General features: G+C 68.0%; 16 protein-coding genes and 1 pseudogene. 6 read left to right on the top strand and 11 right to left on the bottom strand.

The window, feature by feature from the left end:
* Positions 1-18 precede the first annotated feature (18 nt).
* The 7 genes from QUE79_RS06705 to guaB all read right to left on the bottom strand — a co-directional run bounded on the left by QUE79_RS06705 (position 19) and on the right by guaB (position 8846).
* The gene (locus tag QUE79_RS06705; protein WP_286345990.1) at positions 19-852 is read right to left on the bottom strand and encodes an SURF1 family cytochrome oxidase biogenesis protein; all 834 of its coding nucleotides are present in this window, start codon (positions 850-852) and stop codon (positions 19-21) included.
* Positions 852-2357, bottom strand: a complete 1506-nt coding sequence (locus tag QUE79_RS06700) for a cation:proton antiporter (protein WP_286345989.1) — start codon at positions 2355-2357, stop codon at positions 852-854. The genes QUE79_RS06705 and QUE79_RS06700 overlap by 1 nt, the downstream gene beginning before the upstream one ends.
* A gap of 4 nt (positions 2358-2361) precedes the next feature.
* Complete coding sequence (locus tag QUE79_RS06695) at positions 2362-2922, bottom strand: cation:proton antiporter regulatory subunit (RefSeq protein WP_491018485.1); 561 nt, start codon at positions 2920-2922, stop codon at positions 2362-2364.
* 150 nt (positions 2923-3072) lie between these two features.
* Positions 3073-4890 (bottom strand): glycerol-3-phosphate dehydrogenase/oxidase, encoded by a 1818-nt coding sequence (locus QUE79_RS06690; protein WP_286345987.1) that lies wholly within the window; start codon positions 4888-4890, stop codon positions 3073-3075.
* An 83-nt stretch (positions 4891-4973) separates the two neighbouring features.
* Positions 4974-6095: a GuaB3 family IMP dehydrogenase-related protein gene (locus QUE79_RS06685; protein ID WP_286345986.1), complete on the bottom strand. Its 1122-nt coding sequence runs from the start codon at positions 6093-6095 to the stop codon at positions 4974-4976.
* 184 nt (positions 6096-6279) lie between these two features.
* Positions 6280-7200 (bottom strand): hypothetical protein, encoded by a 921-nt coding sequence (locus QUE79_RS06680; RefSeq protein ID WP_286345985.1) that lies wholly within the window; start codon positions 7198-7200, stop codon positions 6280-6282.
* Positions 7201-7343: 143 nt separating this feature from the next.
* Entirely contained in the window at positions 7344-8846 is a 1503-nt protein-coding gene (gene guaB, locus QUE79_RS06675; RefSeq protein ID WP_286345984.1) for an IMP dehydrogenase, read from the bottom strand.
* Between the two features lie 251 nt (positions 8847-9097).
* Between guaB and QUE79_RS25310 the strand changes: the two genes are divergently transcribed.
* The 5 genes and pseudogenes from QUE79_RS25310 to QUE79_RS06655 all read left to right on the top strand — a co-directional run bounded on the left by QUE79_RS25310 (position 9098) and on the right by QUE79_RS06655 (position 13337).
* Positions 9098-9766, top strand: coding sequence for a carboxypeptidase-like regulatory domain-containing protein (locus QUE79_RS25310; protein WP_350271655.1), 669 nt, complete (start codon positions 9098-9100; stop codon positions 9764-9766).
* Positions 9748-10461 (top strand): branched-chain amino acid ABC transporter permease, encoded by a 714-nt coding sequence (locus tag QUE79_RS25305; RefSeq protein WP_350271654.1) that lies wholly within the window; start codon positions 9748-9750, stop codon positions 10459-10461. The genes QUE79_RS25310 and QUE79_RS25305 overlap by 19 nt, the downstream gene beginning before the upstream one ends.
* A gap of 12 nt (positions 10462-10473) precedes the next feature.
* A complete protein-coding gene (locus QUE79_RS06665) occupies positions 10474-11460 on the top strand; it encodes a branched-chain amino acid ABC transporter permease (RefSeq protein ID WP_286345983.1) in 987 nt (328 codons plus the stop codon).
* Between the two features lie 25 nt (positions 11461-11485).
* A complete protein-coding gene (locus QUE79_RS06660; RefSeq protein ID WP_434011076.1) occupies positions 11486-12538 on the top strand; it encodes an ABC transporter ATP-binding protein in 1053 nt (350 codons plus the stop codon).
* A 62-nt stretch (positions 12539-12600) separates the two neighbouring features.
* Positions 12601-13337, top strand: a pseudogene (locus tag QUE79_RS06655) (ABC transporter ATP-binding protein).
* Between the two features lie 207 nt (positions 13338-13544).
* On the opposite strand, the gene QUE79_RS06650 reads toward QUE79_RS06655, so the two are convergent.
* From QUE79_RS06650 to groES, 4 genes are all read right to left on the bottom strand, one after another.
* A complete protein-coding gene (locus tag QUE79_RS06650; RefSeq protein WP_286345982.1) occupies positions 13545-14288 on the bottom strand; it encodes an SGNH/GDSL hydrolase family protein in 744 nt (247 codons plus the stop codon).
* 162 nt (positions 14289-14450) lie between these two features.
* The gene (locus tag QUE79_RS06645; RefSeq protein WP_286345981.1) at positions 14451-15788 is read right to left on the bottom strand and encodes an ABC transporter substrate-binding protein; all 1338 of its coding nucleotides are present in this window, start codon (positions 15786-15788) and stop codon (positions 14451-14453) included.
* Positions 15789-15899: 111 nt separating this feature from the next.
* Positions 15900-16853 (bottom strand): EamA family transporter RarD, encoded by a 954-nt coding sequence (rarD, locus tag QUE79_RS06640; RefSeq protein WP_286345980.1) that lies wholly within the window; start codon positions 16851-16853, stop codon positions 15900-15902.
* Positions 16854-17002: 149 nt separating this feature from the next.
* Positions 17003-17299 (bottom strand): co-chaperone GroES, encoded by a 297-nt coding sequence (gene groES, locus QUE79_RS06635; protein WP_286345979.1) that lies wholly within the window; start codon positions 17297-17299, stop codon positions 17003-17005.
* A gap of 228 nt (positions 17300-17527) precedes the next feature.
* On the opposite strand from groES, the gene QUE79_RS06630 reads away from it, so the two are divergent.
* A complete protein-coding gene (locus tag QUE79_RS06630) occupies positions 17528-18715 on the top strand; it encodes a THUMP-like domain-containing protein (RefSeq protein ID WP_286345978.1) in 1188 nt (395 codons plus the stop codon).

Here is an 18715-nt window from a genome sequence, read left to right as displayed (position 1 = left end):
ATCGAGGTTGTCTGGAGGCTATTCGGTGCGCGTGGGGGTCGGCGGCGAGGCCGCGAGGAGGGCTGCTTCCTCTTCGGCCTCCTCGGTCTCGCGCTCGAACGCGTCGCGCACGAGCCGGAACCAGAGGAAGATCGCGAAGCCCGCAAAGACGACCCACTCGACGGCGTAGAAGACGTTGAGCCAGTTGAGCGTGGCCTTGTCGATGGGGGCTGGCGAGTAGATCGGGGTGAGCCCGCCCCAGCCGCGGTGGTCGACGACATAGCCGTTGTAGACGTCGCCCGAGAAGTTCGACCACTGGTTGATCAGCTGCGGAACGGAGACGACTGTCTGGAGCCCCTGCGTGAACTTGCCGTCGTCGGCGGCCTCCGTCGGGAGGTACCGTCCGGACAACGTCTCGACGGTGGGCGCCAGCGGAATCGACGGGATGGCCTCCCGCGCCTCGGCTCGCGTCGTGCCCCAGCCGAGCGCGACGACGAGCGACGACTGGTCGGTCGAGTCGACGAAGCGGCCGACCAGCCAATAGCCGGTCTTGCCCTGCTGGATCCGGCCGCTCAGCACGGTGAAGTCGCTCGGCGCGAACGAGCCCGTGACCGACACTTTCTGCCCGGTCATCTTGTCGAGGAACTCGGTCTGCGGTTCAGTGACGTCGGAGAGGACCTTCCGGGTCTCCGACCCCGTGTTCACGGGCTTGAGACTTTCGACGCTCCGGTCGAGCTGCCAGTGCCCGAGATACGCGAAGAGTGCCGCGACCGCGAGGGCGAAGACGAGCATCCCGATCCAGCGGGGTCGCCTCGCGACCTCCCACATCGTCTCGGGGAGCTCGGGGCCCGGTCGCGTCGCGGTGTCGTGCATCAGTACTCGGGATCTCTCTGCCTGGTCGCTCGCTGGTCGGACTGCTGCCCGGCCTGCTCGGCCGCCGCGTCGTAGACGGCGGACTGGTCGGTGTCGTACTCGTCGTCGAGGTCGTAGTCGTCGAACTCGTCGGCGACCGCGGCCTCGGCGGTGCGCTGGGTTTCGGCACCGCTCCCCGCCACGACGTCGTCGTCGCCGAGCGCCAGGGCGACGGCCTCGAGGTCGTCGTCTGGCTGATCGCCCGGCAGGCGGTCGCCCGCGAGCGCGGCTTCCATCAGGGCGATCTCTTCGCTGTGACGAGGGACCGCCTGGCGGTTTCGGTCGGACGCGCCGGCTTTCTTCCGCGATCGCAAGAGTACGCCCCCGATCCGCTCGGAATTGGCCGCGAGCAGGGGACCGATCACGGCCATGACGAGCACGTACAGGCCCGCAAAGGGCTGAATGCGGTGATCGAGCCCCGCGCCCAGGGAGAGTGTCGCCAGAATCAGGGCGAATTCACCGCGATTGTGCAGGATCGACGACGCGTTGATGCCGGCCTGGGGGCCGAGTTTGTTCAACCAGGCGACGAATTGCCCGGCGCCGGCGTTGAGCACGAGGGTCATGACGACGGCGCCCACCACGGGCCAGATGACGAGGGGGAACAACCCCGGGTTGAGGCTCAGCCCGAAGTTGAGGAAGAAGAAGGCGGCGAAGACGTCGCGCATCGGCAGCGCGAAGGTCTCGATGCGGTTGCGGAAACGCGTCGCGCCGCAGACCAGACCGATGAGGAAGGCCCCGATGGCGTCGGTCACGCCCAGGATCTCGCCGATGCCGGCGAACATGACGGCGAGCCCGAAGAACAGCACCGTGAAGAGCTCGTCGTCTTTGGTGCGCATGAGCCGGGAGACCCATTTGCCGCCCCAGCGCGCAATCGTGAACATCACGATCAAGAAGAGGAAGGCGATGGCCAGTTTGCCGATGACGGGCAGAGGAGCCGTCTCGCCGCTCAGGACGACGGAGACGATGGCGAGGTAGATCGCGATGAAGATGTCTTCGACGACCGTGATGCCCAGGATCATCGGCGTCTCGCGATTGGCCAGTCGGCCCAGCTCGATCAAGAGCTTGGTGACGATCGCGCTCGACGACGTCGCCGTGATCCCGGCGATGATGAGGGCCTCTCGGGTGCCCCAGCCGACCCAGAAACCGAAGGCCAGGCCGACGACCATATTGACGAGGATGTAGCTGCCGCCCGACAGCACGAGCCGCCCGACGTTGCCGAAGAATTCGTCTTGATCGAATTCGAGGCCGAGATTGAACAACAGCAGGATCAGCCCGAAGATCGCGATCAGTTCGATCTTGTCGGCCCCGAAGCTGAGCGGGAACCAGCCGACGTGCGGGCTCGCCAGGAGACCCACGACCATGTACACCGGAATGGTGGGCAGGCCGATGAGCTTGGCGAGCCTTCCGAGAACGTACGCGATCAGGAGGAGGACGCCGAGGACGACGAGCTCTTGGCCGAGGTGCATGCGCCTACTCTCTGGGCAGCGCGGACGCCCCCGGCGGGGAGTCGACTGCCCCGGCGACGGCCGTCGCGTGCTTGAGGGCGCCACTGCGATAGAAGGCGAAGGCCTTGGCCACCTTCTCGGGCGAACCGGCGACGACGAGGGTGTCGCCGGGGAACACGCGGAAGTCACCAGACGGGGCGGGGTTGGCGGTCTCGCCGCGGACGACCGCGACCACGGTGAGGCCGACGACGCCCTTGGCCGAGAGATCGCCGAGGGGCTGACCGGCGATGTGGTCGTCGTAGTCGACGGTGAACCAGTCGATGCTGAGGCCGGGCATCTGCTCGAGGGCCGAGAGGGACTCCGTGATCCGGGTACCACCGAGGAGCTCGGCGAGAGTGTGGGCCTCGTCTTCGCTCAGTCGCAGCGAGACCTTCGTGACGTCTTTGTCGTCGGACTCGTCGCTGAAGGTGATCAGGTCACTGTGACCGGAGCGGTGGGTGATGACACCGCATTTGCCACCGTCATCGGTGATGAATGTGTGAAGGACTCCCACACCGGGGAGTTTCACACGACGAACGTCAACCATGGGCTGGTCTCCAGAAGCTCGGGGGCAGTCGTCTCAGCTTACCGTCGGGGGGACGGGCGGAAGCCGGGCTGTACCTGTCTGTGGATAACCAGGATCCTGCCCCGTCTGTTCCGAACGGAACCGCGGTTCAGCACGCCCAGAGCGAAACCGTCAGTGTTGTTTGCGGGGCCGCGGCTTCGAGGCGGGTCGCGGCGCCGCTTTCGCCGTTTCCGCGGGCTTCACGACGACGTCGTCCTCCTCGAACCCGAAAGCGATGTCCGGCGCCTCGAGCCGCACGCGATCCGCCGAGGCGTCGTCCGGTTCGAGCTGACTCGCCCTCTCCGCGGCCACCCGGGTGAGGTAGTTGCCGACCTCCTCCTCGGTCTGGGCGTCGGTCCAGCCGAGGACACCCGCCATCAGCTTCGCTGCGACGGGCGCGGCCGAGTCACCGCGGTCCCACGCCTCGATCGAGATGCGCGTGCGGCGGGCGAGGACGTCTTCGAGGTGAAGGGCTCCCTCGTGGCCCGCGGCGTAGACCACCTCGGCCCGGAGGTAGTCGTCAGCGCCCGGCAGCGGCTCGGCGAGCGAGGCATCGTCGCGAATGATGTCGAGGAGTTCGTCGGTGAGAGTTCCGTACCGGTTGAGCAGGTGCTCGATCCTGACCTGGTGGACGCCGAAGGCACGGCCGATCTTGCCGGCCTTGTTCATCGCCGCCCAGTACCCCTCGGCGCCGAGCAGGGGGATCTCCTGCGTGATGCTCTCCGGGATCTTTCCGTCGAGCGCTGCCACGGCCTCGTCGATCGCGTCCTTCGCCATCACGCGGTAGGTGGTCCACTTGCCGCCCGCCACGACGACCAGGCCGGGGACGGTGTGAGCCACGATGTGCTCGCGCGACAGCTTCGAGGTCTGGTCGGACTCCCCGGCCAGCAGCGGGCGGAGTCCTGCGTACACGCCCTCGACGTCGTCGCGCGTGAGCGGCACCGCCAGGACCCTGTTGACGTGCTCGAGGATGTAGTCGATGTCGGCGGCGGTCGCCGCCGGGTGCGCCTTGTCGAGGTTCCAGTCGGTGTCGGTGGTGCCGACGAGCCAGTGCCTGCCCCACGGGATGACGAAGAGCACGCTCTTCTCGGTGCGCAGGATCATGCCCATCTTCGACTGGAACCGGTCGCGCGGGATGACGAGGTGGACGCCCTTCGACGCTCGGACCTTGAACTGCCCGCGCGACCCCACCATGGCCTGCGTGTCGTCCGTCCAGACTCCGGTCGCGTTGACGACCTGCTTCGCGCGGATGTCGAACTGCTCGCCGGTCTGGATGTCGTGGGCGTGCACGCCGACCACGCGCTCCCCCACCTTGACGAATCCTTCGACTCGCACCCGACTCGCGGCGTGCGCACCGTAGCTCGACGCCGTCCGCACCAGCGAGGAGACGTAGCGCGCGTCGTCGACCTGGGCGTCGTAGTAGGTCATGCCTCCGACGAGCGCGTCCTTCGACAGGCTCGGGATCGACCGCAGCACCTGCGACTTGGAGAGGTGGCGGTGGTGCGGCACACCGGGCGGGCGCCCGCCCGACCAGCTGAACAGGTCGTAGAGCAGCATGCCCGCGCCGATGTAGACCCGCTCGATCACGCGCTTGTTGAGCGGGTAGAGGAAGCGGACCGGTTTGACCAGGTGCGGGGCGATCCGCTGCAGCAGGAGACCGCGCTCGATCAGGGCCTCGCGCACCAGCCGGAAATTGAGCTGCTCGAGGTAGCGGATGCCGCCGTGTACGAGCTTCGACGAGCGGCTCGAGGTACCGGAGCCCCAGTCGCGAGCTTCGACGATGCCGACGCTGAGCCCGCGCGTGACGGCGTCGAGAGCGCTCCCGGCGCCCACGACGCCTCCTCCGATGACCAGGATGTCGAGCTCTTTCGACTTCAGGGCGGCCAGGGCGGCCTCGCGCTCGGCCGGACCGAGCTTGTTCGAGATGGACGCGGATGCTGAGAGGGCCATGCGTTCCTCCGTCGGATGAGGTCGAACGGCGTCGCTGCCGCTCGAGCCCATTCAACGCCCCGAGGGGGCCGCCTGACCAGTGCTCAGTGCGGGTGGTACGGAGCTACGACGACCTCGACCCGCTGGAATTCCTTCAGGTCGCTGTACCCGGTCGTCGCCATCGAGCGGCGCAGGGCGCCCATGAGGTTGGCGGTGCCGTCGGCCGTGGGAGCAGGGCCGTACAGGATGTTCTCGAGCGTGCCCGTGGTGCCGACCCGAACGCGGCGGCCGCGCGGGAGCTCGGGGTGGTGCGCCTCGGCGCCCCAGTGGAAACCGCCACCGGGAACGTCGTTCGCGCGGGCCAGAGCGGCGCCGAGCATGACGGCGTCGGCGCCGACGGCGACGGCCTTGACGAGGTCGCCCGACGTGCCGAGGCCCCCGTCGGCGATGACGTGCACGTAGCGGCCACCCGACTCGTCGAGGTAGTCGCGGCGAGCACCGGCGACATCGGCCACAGCGGTCGCCATGGGCGCGTGGATGCCGAGCGAGGCGCGCGTGGTCGACGCCGCGCCGCCACCGAAACCGACCAGGACGCCGGCGGCACCCGTGCGCATGAGGTGCAGCGCCGCCGTGTACGTGGACGCACCGCCCACGATCACCGGGACGTCGAGTTCGTAGATGAACTTCTTGAGGTTGAGGGGTTCGGTGTTCTTCGAGACGTGCTCTGCTGACACGGTGGTGCCACGGATAACGAAGATGTCGACACCGGCGTCGACCACCGTCTGGTACAGGTCTTGCGTGCGTTGCGGGCTCAGTGCCCCCGCGACCACGACACCCGCTGCACGGATCTCGGCGAGACGGGCGGCCACGAGATCGGGGCGGATGGGGGCGGCGTAGATCTCTTGCATCCTGGTCGTCGCGATCTCGTCGGGGAGCCCGCGGATCTCGGCCAGGACCGCTTCGGGGTCTTCGTACCTCGTCCAGACGCCCTCGAGGTCGAGCACGCCGAGGCCGCCGAGCTGGCCGATGCGGATCGCCGTGGCCGGGCTGACGACGGAGTCCATCGGAGCCGCGATGATCGGCGTCTCGAACTGGAAGGCGTCGATCGACCAGCCGACGTTGACGTCGTGCGGGTCGCGGGTTCGCCTCGACGGAACGATCGCGATGTCGTCGAACGCGTATGCCCTGCGGGCGCGCTTGGCCACGCCGATCTCTACCTCAGTCACGCGTCAACCCTACCGGTCGCCTCTGTCCCGCCCGCCGTAGCGCGTTTCGCGGACAATGCGACCCGCCGCGGCAGGTCGAATTGTCCGCGAAACGTTTTGCGGCAGCCGCCGCGCAGCGCAGCGCCACCCCGCGCAACCCGCGCCGCGCAGCGCAGCGCCGCTCGGAACCACACCGCCGCAGACCCTATCGACGACCGGGCAGGCCGAGCCGGCCGGACAGGAGCGCAGGATCGCGGGCCTCCCGCCAACCCCAGCGCACCAGGCGGCGGACCTGAGGCAACGCCTGGATCCGGTCGGCCCGGCGCTTCTCGTCGAGCAACACCCGCTCGGTGGACCGGCCGCCGCGAAACTCCGGCCGCAGGTATTTCTTGTCGCCGTCGAACTCTCCGACGACGCCCCATCGCGGCCACCAGAAATCGACGAACCCGATCAGCCCCTCGCCGTCGCGGAACTCCTTTTGGAGGTCGGGCACGTCGATCCTGCTCTCGGCTATCGACACCCGGCTCATGGACTCGCCCGCCGACTCCGCACGGGCATCGGCGAACGCCAGAGCGCGCCCCGCGGAGGGGGCGTTCCGTGCCTCGCACCGGCGGTTCAAGGCCTCGCCGAGTCGAGCGCGATCGGTTGCTCCCCGCTGCAGGGCTCCGTCCACGAGGGCGACGGCGGACGAGAACGGGAGGGTGAGCGCCAGGTCGACGGAGGTCCGCGTCGGGGTCGTCACGGCAACGCCGTGGTAGCGCACCACTTCGCCGACGGAGAGCGGAGAACTGTGCCAGCGCACGAGACTGCCGCTTCGGGTGGACGACCGGGTGGGATCGGTGGCCGACACGAGGTCGGGCCACGGCCCGATCCACGGGAGGTCCCACACGTACGCGGCCGCGGCGTGAGACAGGACGGGTGCCGTTCGGCTGATGGCCCGTGCGGCGGCGATCCGGAGCCGGAACCGATGATCGAGATCCGCTTCCTCCCAGAGATCACGGGCAACGTGACAGCCGCGGGCGAGCGTCACGAGGGTTCCGGCTGCTGCAAGCCGACGAAGAGCCCGGTCGGAGGTGCTGCTGCGGATGAGTTCGGTCCCGACATCGAGACGGTTGCTGGAAGTCATGACGGCAGGATCCCGAACCCGTCGTCCGGCTGCACGGTCTCCGACGCCGCGTGTGGATAACGAGACGCCTCGCGGACGAATCACCCTGCCGCGGCAGGGTGATGTGTCCGCGAAACGTCTTGCGGCGAAACGGGAGGGGCGGGTCAGCCGCGGTAGTTGGGCGCCTCGACGACCATCTGGAGGTCGTGCGGGTGGCTCTCTTTCAGACCGGCCGCCGTGATGCGGACGAACTTGCCGCGGGCCTTGAGCTCGGGGATCGTGCGACCGCCGACGTAGAACATCGACTGACGCAGACCGCCGGCGAGCTGGTACACGACGTTCGACAGGGCGCCGCGATAGGGCACCTGCCCTTCGACGCCCTCGGGGATGAGCTTGTCGTCGCTGGGGACGTCGGCCTGGAAGTAGCGGTCTTTGGAGTACGAGGTGTTCTTGCCTCGCGTCTGCATCGCTCCGAGGGAGCCCATGCCGCGGTAGGCCTTGAACTGCTTGCCGTTGATGAAGACCATCTCGCCCGGGCTCTCGTCGCAGCCGGCGAGGAGCGACCCCAGCATGACGGTGTCGGCACCGGCCACGAGGGCCTTGGCGATGTCGCCCGAGTACTGGAGACCACCGTCGGCGATGACCGGGACGCCGGCTTCGCGGGCGGCGAGGAAGGCCTCGTAGACGGCGGTGACCTGCGGGACCCCGACGCCGGAGACGACGCGCGTGGTGCAGATCGAGCCGGGGCCCACGCCGACCTTGACGGCGTCGGCGCCGGCATCGATCAGGGCCTGGGCGCCGCTGCGGGTCGCGACGTTGCCGCCGATGACGTCGATGTCGGCGAAGGTCGGATCGGCCTTGATGCGCTTGATCATGTCGAGCTCGCCGGTGCTCTCGCCGTTGGCCGTGTCGACGACGAGGACGTCGACGCCCGCGTCGCGGAGGGCCTGGGCGCGCTGCCAGGCGTCGCCGAAGAAGCCGATGGCCGCACCGACGCGGAGGCGGCCCGCGTCGTCTTTCGTGGCGTCGGGGTACTTCTCGGTCTTGTCGAAGTCTTTGACCGTGATGAGGCCGCGGAGCTTGCCCTGCTCGTCGACGAGCGGCAGCTTCTCGATCTTGTGCTGGGCGAAGATCGCGACGGCGGAGTCGGGGTCGATGCCCTCGGGGGCCGTGATCAGCGGCGCCTTGGTCATGACGTCGCGCACGTAGGTGGTGGCCATCTCGAACTTGGAGACGAAGCGCATGTCGCGGTTGGTGATGATGCCCACGAGGGTGCCGTCGCGCTCGATGACCGGCAGGCCCGAGACGCGGAACTGCCCGCACACCGCGTCGACCTCGGCGACCGTGGCGTCGGGAGTGGTCGTGACCGGGTTCGTGATCATGCCGGACTCGCTGCGCTTGACCTTGTCGACGTGCGCCGCCTGGTCTTCGATCGACAGGTTGCGGTGGATGATGCCGATGCCGCCCTGGCGCGCCATGGCGATGGCCATGCGCGACTCGGTGACGGTGTCCATCGCGGCGGACAGCAGCGGCGTGGCGACGCGGATGCGCTTCGTCAGCTGCGAGGACGTGTCGGCCTCGGAAGGGATGACGTCGGTCTGCCCAGGCAGGAGCATGACGTCGTCGTACGTGAGTCCGATGAAACCGAAGGGATCCGGCTGGTCCATGAGCCACCTCTCGAAGGGAGAAAACGGGAACGGGGAGCCCGGTTTCGCCGTCGATCACCGGTGGTACATCTTAACCCAGGCGCGGCGATTCCATTCCCGATGTCACTGCCAGGGCCTAGGAACCATTTAGACTCCTGTGTCTCTACTGTGTTATCGCGGAAACACAGCGGACACATAGGGAAAGTACTGTCAACGACGACGGCGAGCCAGACCCTCGGGGAAATGTCCGACTGGGCCGTCCAGGAGGTTCTGTGATTCTCGTCCCAACGAACACACCACCCGCCCGACGGCGTCACTCCCTGGCGATCCTGGCAGCGGTGCTGCTGCTGGGACTCCTGGCGAGTCTCACGTCGCTGGCGTTCGCACCGGGCACCGCGAGTGCGGCCACGACGACGTGTGCCACCGATGCGACCACCGCGTGTATCCAGGGCACGCTGCTGCGGAGCGACGGCAAGCCGGCCAAGGGCGTGACGATCTCTGCCAAGCCGCCGACCGGCGCGGCACTGACCAGCGTCACGGACGGCACCGGACGCTGGTCCATCGCGGCGAAGTCGTCCGGCACGTACACGGTCACGCTCAAGGAGGGGACGCTCCCGAGCGGCCAGTACCTCGCCAACGAGAAGACGAACGACCGCAAGGTCCCCGTCACACTCGGCTCGAGCGCCGGCACCATCTTCCAGCTCTCGACGACCAAGGGCGCGGTGATCGACAACAACACCTCGGGCGACGACTTCTCGTTCCAGCGGCTCGCGCAGCAGGCCGCATCCGGTCTCCGGCTCGGGCTCCTGCTCGCGCTGGCCGCCATCGGCCTCTCGCTCGTCTACGGGACCACGGGCCTCCAGAGCTTCGCGCACGGCGAGCAGGTGACGCTCGGGGGCTGCTGGCGTACACCTTCGCCAACGTGCTCGGCCTTCCGCTGATCCTGGCGGCGGTGATCACCGTGGTCATCTCGGCGGCGACCGGCTTCTTCCAGGACCAGCTCATCTGGAAGCCGCTGCGGAAGAAGGGGCTCAGCCTCACGCAGCTCATGATCGTGACGATCGGCCTCTCGATCGCCCTGCAGTACGCGTTCCAGTACTTCTACGGCGCCGCAACGGTCCGGATCAGCATCGCCAACCCGAAGACTGTCGACATCGGCGGCGTCGTGCTGACGGTCCAGTCGTACGTCGCGATGGGGATCTCCGTCGTGGTCCTCGTGCTCGCCGGCCTGTTCCTGCTGAAGACCAGGACCGGCCGCGCGACCCGCGCCGTGAGCGACAACCCTGCTCTCGCCGCCGCCTCGGGCATCGACGTCGACAGGATCATCCGGCTCGTCTGGACCATCGCCGCCGGCCTCGCCGGCCTCTCCGGCGTCATGCTCGGCCTGGTGCTGAACGGCGTGAACTGGGAGCTCGGCCTCCAGATCCTGCTGCTGATCTTCGCAGCGGTCACCCTCGGCGGCCTCGGCACCGCCTTCGGCGCCCTGGTCGGCTCGCTCATCGTCGGCATGATCGTCGAGCTCACGAACCTGGTGCTGCCAGGCGACTTCAAGTACGCGACGGCGCTGTTGATCCTCATCATCATTCTCATGTTCCGACCGCAGGGCATCTTCGGTCGCCGAGAGCGCATCGGTTAAAGGAGACCACTCATGGACTACATCGTCAGCCTCTTGCAATCGCTCTCCGTCCAGGCGCTCGCGCCGACGACCGCCGCCTTCGCGATCGCCGCCATCGGGCTCAACATCCACTTCGGCTTCGCAGGCCTGCTGAACATCGGCCAGGCCGCGTTCCTCCTGCTCGGCGCCTACGGCTTCGCGATCTCGATCGAGCGCGGTCTGCCGATCTTCCTCGCCGTGCTGGTCGCTCTGATCGTGGCGCTGGCATTCGCTCTGATACTCGGACTGCCGACGCTGAAGCTGCGGGGCGACTACCTCGCCATCGTGACCATCTCGGCCGCCGAGATCATCCGCATGGTCGGCCGATCGTCGATCCTGACCGACGTCACCGGTGGCTCGAACGGCATCACCGGCAACACCTACAACGGTCCGTTCAACGCCCTGTCGCCCCTTCCGGACGGCACCACGCAGATCCTCTGGTTCAACTACGACAACAACGGTGTCAACGGCTGGTGGATCCGCATCGTCGGATGGGGCCTCGTGGCCCTGTTCGCGCTGCTCGTCTGGGCGCTGGCACGGAGCCCGTGGGGCCGGCTGCTCAAGGGCATCCGCGAGGACGAGGACGCCGTGCGCAGCCTCGGCAAGAACGTCTACAGCTACAAGCTGCAGGCGCTCATCCTCGGCGGCCTGATCGGTGCCATCGCGGGCATCATCTACGTGCTGCCGTCGTCCGTCCAGCCCGACGGCCTCGGGAGATCGACGACGTTCTTCATCTACACGGCGCTGCTGCTCGGTGGAGCCGCGACGGTGTTCGGACCCATCCTCGGCGCGATCCTGTTCTTCGTCATGCGCCTGCTCGTACAGACGCTGGCCCAGGACTTCATCCCGTCGTCCATCATGAACGGGCAGCAGACGGTGCAGTTCTCCTACGTGCTCGTCGGAGTGGCGCTGATGTGCCTGATCATCTTCAGACCCCAGGGCATCCTGGGCAACAAGAGGGAGCTGTCGTTCAGTGTCTGAGACCACGAAGACCCCGCGGGGCAGCATTCCCGGTTACGACTACGACCGCACCGAGCTGCGTCGCAAGCTGGCGACGGTGACCGAGGAGCCGGGCAGCGCGAAGCCCGATCCCATCCTCACCGTCGACAACGTCGTGCGTCGCTTCGGCGGCATGACCGCCGTCGACGTGGGGCACGTCGAGGTGCAGCGGGGCGCGATCACCGCTCTGATCGGCCCGAACGGCGCCGGCAAGACCACCTTCTTCAACCTGCTCACCGGATTCGACAAGCCGAACTCGGCACCGTCGATCACCAACCGCGGCCCGAACACCGCCCGCTGGGTGTTCGACGGCAAGGCCATGAGCGCCGTCGGTGCCGCCAAGGTGGCCCGCACCGGCATGGTGCGCACCTTCCAGCTGACCAAAGCGCTCTCCCGACTGACGGTCATGCAGAACATGCTGCTCGGCGCCAAGGACCAGCCGGGCGAGAACTTCTTCGTCGCGATCGTGAAACCGCTCTGGAAAAAGCGCGAAGCCGAGATCGAGCTCAAAGCCATCGATCTGCTGGAGCGCTTCAAGCTGCTCGAGAAGAAGGACGACTACGCAGGATCCCTGTCGGGCGGCCAGCGCAAACTGCTCGAGATGGCGAGGGCGCTGATGAGCGATCCGGCCATGATCATGCTCGACGAGCCGATGGCCGGCGTGAACCCGGCCCTGACCCAGTCGCTCCTCGGACACATCCAGAGCCTGCGCGACGAGGGCACCACGGTGCTCTTCGTCGAGCACGACATGCACATGGTCCGGCACATCTCCGACTGGGTGATCGTCATGGCCGAGGGCAGGATCGTCGCGGAAGGTCCCGCGGACACCGTCATGGACAACCCCGCGGTGATCGACGCCTACCTGGGCGCCCACCACGACACCGACCTCGGCGACGACTCCCTGCTGACCGACGACACCCTCGAGGAGCTCGAGGCCGAGGTCAAACAGGAGGACGCCGCCCGCGGCTCCGCAGAACCGGAGCGGGTCGGCCGCGAGCCGGCCCCGGAGCTGAACGAAGAAGAGCACCAGATCGACGCACCCGCCGAGGACGACAAATGAGCACGACCATCGACACCACCGTTCACAAGGGCACCGAGAAGTTCGCCGGCCAAGAACCGATCATGCGAGCCGACGACCTCGTCGCCGGCTACCTGCCGGGCGTGAACATCCTGAACAACTGCGACCTCGTCTGCTACCCCGGCGAGCTGATCGGCATCATCGGCCCGAACGGGGCCGGCAAGTCGACGCTGCTGAAAGCGCTGTTCGGCCTGGTGAAGATCCACTCCGGCAGCGTGACGCTCGCCGGCCAGGACATCACCAACCTGAAGGCCAACAAGCTCGTCCAGGCCGGCATCGGCTTCGTGCCGCAGACGAACAACGTCTTCCCGTCGCTGACCATCGAGGAGAACCTCCAGATGGGCATGTTCCTCCGCCCGAAGAAGTTCGCCGAGCGCCTCGACGTGATCTTCGACCTGTTCCCCGTCCTGGCCGATCGGCGCGATCAGCGCGCAGGATCCCTCTCGGGCGGCGAGCGGCAGTCGGTGGCGATGGCCAGGGCCCTCATGATGGACCCCAAGGTGCTGTTGCTCGACGAGCCGTCCGCGGGACTCTCCCCGTGCGCCAGGACGAGACGTTCATCCGCACCCGCCGCATCAACAAGGCCGGCGTCTCGGTCATCATGGTCGAGCAGAACGCGCGGCGCTGCCTGCAGATCTGCGACCGCGGCTACGTGCTCGACCAAGGCCGCAACGCCTACTCGGGCACCGGCCACGAGCTGGCCGACGACCCGAAGGTGATCGAGCTCTACCTCGGCACCCTCGCCAAAGACGTCGACAGCGAGCACCCCTCGGGGGCGTGACCTGCGGCGTTGTCGTCGTCGGCAATGGCTCCGCCATGGCCCTCCTCCTCCGCCTTGCATCTCGCGCCTCCGACGGGCGCTCCGCCACCCCCGCGACCTGCGGCGTTGTCGTCGTCGGCAATGGCTCCGCCATGGCCCTCCTCCTCCGCCTTGCATCTCGCGCCTCCGAGGGGTGCTCCGCCACCCCCGTGACCTGCGGGAGGGGCGTCAGGCGCGCAGCACGGACGCCAAGGTCTCGGCCCAGGCGTCGTGCATCGTCCGCCAGGAGAATGCCTGCTTGATGTACATGTCGCCGATGCGCCAGGTCGGGAACGGCACGAAGATCAGGCCGGGCACCGACGCTGCGAGGTCGGCGCTGGCGGCGTTGAGGCGGTCGACCTGCCGGTTGATGATGCGGCGCACGGCGGGCCGGATCGGCCGGAAGTCGGACAGCGGCGGGATCCCCGAGATCACCACGCGACACGCGCGCAGACCGGACTCGCTCTGGATCCTGCGCGCCACGGTCTCGAGGTCGCGCGACCAGCGCTCCGGTCGGGTGATGAGCAAGACGTCGGGAATGCCGAGCGCGACGTAGGCCACCTCGACGCCCGCAGCGCCGATCTCGCGGCGCGCCACCAGTTTGGCCAGCGTGAGGTCTGGCTCGGCGACCACCGTCCACGTGGCGCCGCGGCCGGAATCGACGGCGATGCGCTCCGCGGTCCGCGACACCACGGTCAGCCCGTGGCTCAGGACGCCGTGGCCGGAGACGGCGACGTCGCCGATGAAGAGCAGGCGAACCGGGTCGACACCCTCGAAGGCCGCTGACGGCGTGTCTCGGGGGTAGAGATTGCGGCGGACCTCGAGCTGGTAGAGAGCGAAGGAAACGAGGAGGAGGGGACGCGCGAGCAGGAGCAGGGCGTCGAGCGGGCGACGGCGCCCGGGCCGGCGACGCTCTTCGGGCAGCGTTGTCATCTCCACAATCGTGGCATGCGGAGGGTGCTCGACCCGGCATTGAATGTCCCCAAAAAGGAGGACATTTTTTCGCGGCGCTCGCAGGAGCGTCGGAAACACCGGAAAGCCCGGCAGGATCGCTCCTGCCGGGCTTCCGGCGTCGGGTCTGACTGGTGGTGAGAGTTACTTCACGTCGCCCTGGATGCTGCTCTGGTAGACGGGGACGTTCTTGTCGTCGTACTTGTAGATGCCGATGTAGGCGCTCGACGGGTCGTTGTTCTTGTTGAACGGACCGATGCCGGACGGGCCCTGGTACTGGATCTTGCTGCCGGCGTCGAGGAGCTTCTTGCAGTCGGCGTACGTGGCGCACTTGGTGCCGCCGTCGGCTCCGGAGACCGCAGCCATGTTGGCCTGGATGGTCCCGGCGTCGGTGCCCTTGCCCTTCTCGGCGGCGAGCGCCGCGAGGGTGATGGCGTCGTACGACTCGGCCGCGTAGGAGTAGTCGGTCAGCGCCTTCTTGTCGTTCTTCAGGTACCACGCGTTGAGACGGGCCTTGAGTGCCGTGGTGGGCTGGGCGCCGGGGATGGTGCCCTTTCCGTTCAGCAGCGTCTTGGCCGGGAAGTCCTTTGAGTAGTCGGCGGTGTTTCCGTCCGACATGTAGGTCTTCGAGAGGTCCCAGCCCTGCGACACGAGCTCGGGCACGATCTGCTTGGTCTCGTCGAACGCCAGGATGACGATCGCGTCGGGCTTGGCGGCCAGAGCGGCCGTCACCTCGGACGAGAAGGTCTTCTGACCGGGCGGGAACTCCTGGCTCTTGCCGGTGCCGCCGTAGACGACCGAACCGCCGGCGGCCTCGATGGCCTTCTGCGTCGAGTCGCGGAGGCCGGTGCCGTACGAGTCGTTGAAGACCAGGAAGGCGACCTTGGCGTGGCCGTCACCGACGACGAGCTGACCGAGGGCCGAGCCCTGGACCGAGTCCGGCGGAGCGGTGCGGTAGTAGTACGACGAGTAGCCCGAGAGCGACGACGCGGTGTTGGCCGGCGAGATCTCGATGGTGCAGCTGCCGGTGATCTGGTCGATGACGTTCAGCGTGACGCTGGACGACTCGGCGCCGAGGACGACCGAGACCTTGGCCGCCTTCAGCTTGGCGGCAGCCGAGCTGGAAACGGTGAGGTCGGTCGAGTCGCCGGAGTCGGTCACCGACGAGATCGCCGCGGGCTTGCCGACGACGCCGCCGCCCGCGTTGATGTCGTCGAGCGCCAGGCCTGCACCCGCGACAGCGGGAGGGCCGAGGTACGCGAGCGAACCGGTGAGCGGCAGGAGCGTGCCGATCTTCATGGCGTCCGTGCTCGGCGTCGAAGGCGCCTTGCAGCTCGCTGCGGGGTCGGCCTTCGCCGTCGACTTCGGCGTCGACGAGCTGGAGGACGAAGTCTTGGAACCCGTGGAGGAACACCCGACGAGGAGCAGTGTCGCTGCTGCCGTGATCGTGAGTGCCTTCAGGGCAGTGGTGGATCTGATCATCCGTGAACCCTTTCTGAACGGTGGTGATGCGGTCGCGCGATGGCGCGCGACCCAACCGTGTGAATGGGTAAGAACCTAGGGGGCGAATGTTTCACCCGTGTGTTGCTGGCATCACCTCGCCGTTTCGTTAGCAATTCGTGATGTATTCGCTGAGAGCTGCCGCGCCCGACTCGACCGGTTCACGAGCACCGCGTCGGCGCTGAGAACGGCCAGAGCGACCCAGATCAGGGCGAAGCCGAACCAGCGCGAGGCGGACATCGGCTCGTGCAGGAACGCGACGCCCACGACGAGCTGCAGGATCGGCGCGATGTACTGCGTCAGGCCGAGCGTCGAGAGCGGCAGCCGGCTCGCGGCCGCGGCGAAGAAGAGCAGCGGGACCGCCGTGATCGCCCCCGTGCCGACCACGGCCACCGCCTGCGGAACACCGGAGGTGCCGAAGGCCAGGCCGCCGTTGACGCCGACGACGATCAGGGCGATCGCGGCGGCGGGCGAGAGCGCGAGCGTCTCGAGGGTGAGGCCGCCGATCGCGTCGACCCGGCCGCCGACGCGCTTCTTGATCAGGCCGTAGGTACCGAACGAGAAGGCGAGGATCAGGGAGATCCACGGCATGGTGCCGTAGCCGACCGCGATCACGACGATGGCGACGACGCTGATGCCGACCGCGATCCACTGCCGGAGCCGGAGCCGCTCGCGCAGGATCACGACGCCGAGCAGGACGGTGACCACCGGGTTGATGAAGTACCCGAGCGCGGCCTCGACAAGGTGACCGCTCAGGGTGGCGAAGATGAACGTGGTCCAGTTGACGACGATGATGGCGCCCGCCAGAGCCATGGTGCCGACGGTGCGGCGATCGCGGAGGAGGGCGGCGAAGCGACGGAACGACTTGGTGGCAGCCAGCAGCACGGCGCAGAAGACGAGCGACCAGAGGATGCGCCAGGCGACGATCTCGACGGCGCCGGCCGGCTGCAGGAGCAGGAAGTAGACGGGCAGGAAGCCCCACAGGCCGTACGCGCCGACAGCGAACAGCAGGCCGGCTCTCGCCTTGGCAGGATCTTCGTTGCTCACCTCGAAAGGCTAACCGCTGCCTCCGACGTCGGGCAGGCTCGTGACGGCCACCGACCGTCGTCCTGCTGCCACGTGATCCTGCGCTGCCCGCCGCGCACGCGAAGGGCCCCGCCTCCTTGCGGAGACGGGGCCCTTCTGCAGCAGCGGTGCTACTTGACGATGACCGCGAGCACGTCGCGGGCCGAGAGCACGAGCAGGTCTTCGCCGCCGTACTTCACCTCGGTTCCGCCGTACTTGGAGTAGATGACCTTGTCGCCGACGGCGACGTCGAGCGGAACGCGATTGCCCTTGTCGTCGATGCGACCCGGTCCGACAGCCACGACCTCGCCCTCCTGGGGCTTCTCCTTGGCGGTGTCGGGGATCACGAGGCCGGAAGCAGTGGTCTGCTCGGCCTCGACCTGACGAATGACGATGCGATCTTCGAGCGGCTTGATGTTGACCGACACGGTTGACCTCTTCTTTCTAAACGAGCTGCGACGGCGGAACTGGAAATCCGTGGTTGGCACTTCACGCGTGTGAGTGCCAGATCAACCATAGGGCGTGGCTGGCACTCGGTCAATCCGAGTGCCAGACTGTGTCGCCGCGGGCGGCTTCGTCGCGTCTCCCCCGTCTCTGGAGCATGTGCTCGAAGGCTCGTGCCGGAGACGGAGCCGCCGCCGCGGGATGATTGACCCATGCAGGCGAAAGAACTCCGCGAACTCCTCACGCCCGAGGGGCTTCGCCTCCTCGACTCGCTTCCCGCCTTCGATCAGAAGGCCGACGTGCTCGCGCAGGTCGCGAAGCTGCGCAAGGCCGGGCACTCCCCGGAGCTCGTCGCCGCGGTCCTGACCCAGGCGAAGCTCCGTTCCAAGGGGCGCGCCAAGTTCGGCGACTTCGCCGAGCGCATGCTCTTCACCGAGGCAGGCCTCGAGCAGGCGACCCGTCTCCCGGTGGCCTCGACGCACGCCGGGCGGTTCCGCCGCGCGGGCCTCACTCGCATCGCCGACCTCGGCTGCGGCATCGGCGGGGACGCCCTCGCCCTGGCCGCCCTCGATCTCGGGGTCGTCGCCGTCGACCGCGACGAGGTGACGGCCGCCATCGCCACCTACAACCTGGCGCCGTGGCCGTCGGCCGAGGTTCGCCTCGGAACCGCCGAAGAGGCCGACCTCGACGGCGTCGACGGGGTGTTCCTCGATCCCGCTCGGCGCACCTCGGGCCACTCGTCGACGCAGCGGCTGCAGGATCCTGCCGGCTGGTCCCCCACGCTCGACACGGCGTTCGCCTTCGCCTCGCGCCTGCCCACAGGGGTGAAGCTCGGCCCCGGAATCGACCGCGAGCTGCTGCCCGACGACGCCGAGTGCCAGTGGATCTCGGTCGACCGATCGGTGGTCGAGGTCGGCGTCTGGTTCGGCCCCCTCGCCCGGCCCGGGGTGAAACGCGCCGCACTCGTGCTGGGTGCGCACGGCCCGGCCGAACTGACGGCATCCGGAGACTCGGACGACGTCGAGGTCGGCGATCTGGCCGAGTACGTCTACGAACCCGACGGCGGCGTGATCCGGGCGCGGCTCATCGGCGATCTCGCCCGGCAGCTCGGCGCGTCGACCATCAGCCGCGACATCGCCTACCTCTCGTCGTCCGCGGCCACCGAGACGCCCTTCGCCCAGTGCTTCCGGGTGCTCGAGACGTTCCCGCTCGACGAGAAGCGGCTGCGCCAGGAGTTGAAGAAGCGCGGCATCGGCCGGGTGGAGATCAAGAAGCGCGGGGTGGACGTCGATCCGGCCGCGTTCCGCAAGAAGCTGCAGCTGTCGGGCTCCAACGAGGCGACGCTGATCCTGACCCGGTTCAGGGGGCACCACACGGCGCTGCTCTGCGAGCGCGTCTAG

Origin of the sequence: Frondihabitans sucicola (assembly GCF_030296615.1) — a bacterium.
Lineage (GTDB): Bacteria > Actinomycetota > Actinomycetes > Actinomycetales > Microbacteriaceae > Frondihabitans > Frondihabitans sucicola.
Note: the sequence above shows the minus strand (reverse complement) of the source record. Positions and strands in the feature narration are given on the sequence as shown.

What these genes read in the sequence shown, in the direction of transcription:
- QUE79_RS06705 (WP_286345990.1), bottom strand. Translation starts at nt 852, where the DNA reads ATGCACGACACCGCGACGCGACCGGGCCCCGAGCTCCCCGAGACGATG.
- QUE79_RS06700 (WP_286345989.1), bottom strand. Translation starts at nt 2,357, where the DNA reads ATGCACCTCGGCCAAGAGCTCGTCGTCCTCGGCGTCCTCCTCCTGATC.
- QUE79_RS06695 (WP_491018485.1), bottom strand. Translation starts at nt 2,922, where the DNA reads ATGGTTGACGTTCGTCGTGTGAAACTCCCCGGTGTGGGAGTCCTTCAC.
- QUE79_RS06690 (WP_286345987.1), bottom strand. Translation starts at nt 4,890, where the DNA reads ATGGCCCTCTCAGCATCCGCGTCCATCTCGAACAAGCTCGGTCCGGCC.
- QUE79_RS06680 (WP_286345985.1), bottom strand. Translation starts at nt 7,200, where the DNA reads ATGACTTCCAGCAACCGTCTCGATGTCGGGACCGAACTCATCCGCAGC.
- guaB (WP_286345984.1), bottom strand. Translation starts at nt 8,846, where the DNA reads ATGGACCAGCCGGATCCCTTCGGTTTCATCGGACTCACGTACGACGAC.
- QUE79_RS06665 (WP_286345983.1), top strand. Translation starts at nt 10,474, where the DNA reads ATGGACTACATCGTCAGCCTCTTGCAATCGCTCTCCGTCCAGGCGCTC.
- QUE79_RS06650 (WP_286345982.1), bottom strand. Translation starts at nt 14,288, where the DNA reads ATGACAACGCTGCCCGAAGAGCGTCGCCGGCCCGGGCGCCGTCGCCCG.
- QUE79_RS06645 (WP_286345981.1), bottom strand. Translation starts at nt 15,788, where the DNA reads ATGATCAGATCCACCACTGCCCTGAAGGCACTCACGATCACGGCAGCA.
- QUE79_RS06630 (WP_286345978.1), top strand. Translation starts at nt 17,528, where the DNA reads ATGCAGGCGAAAGAACTCCGCGAACTCCTCACGCCCGAGGGGCTTCGC.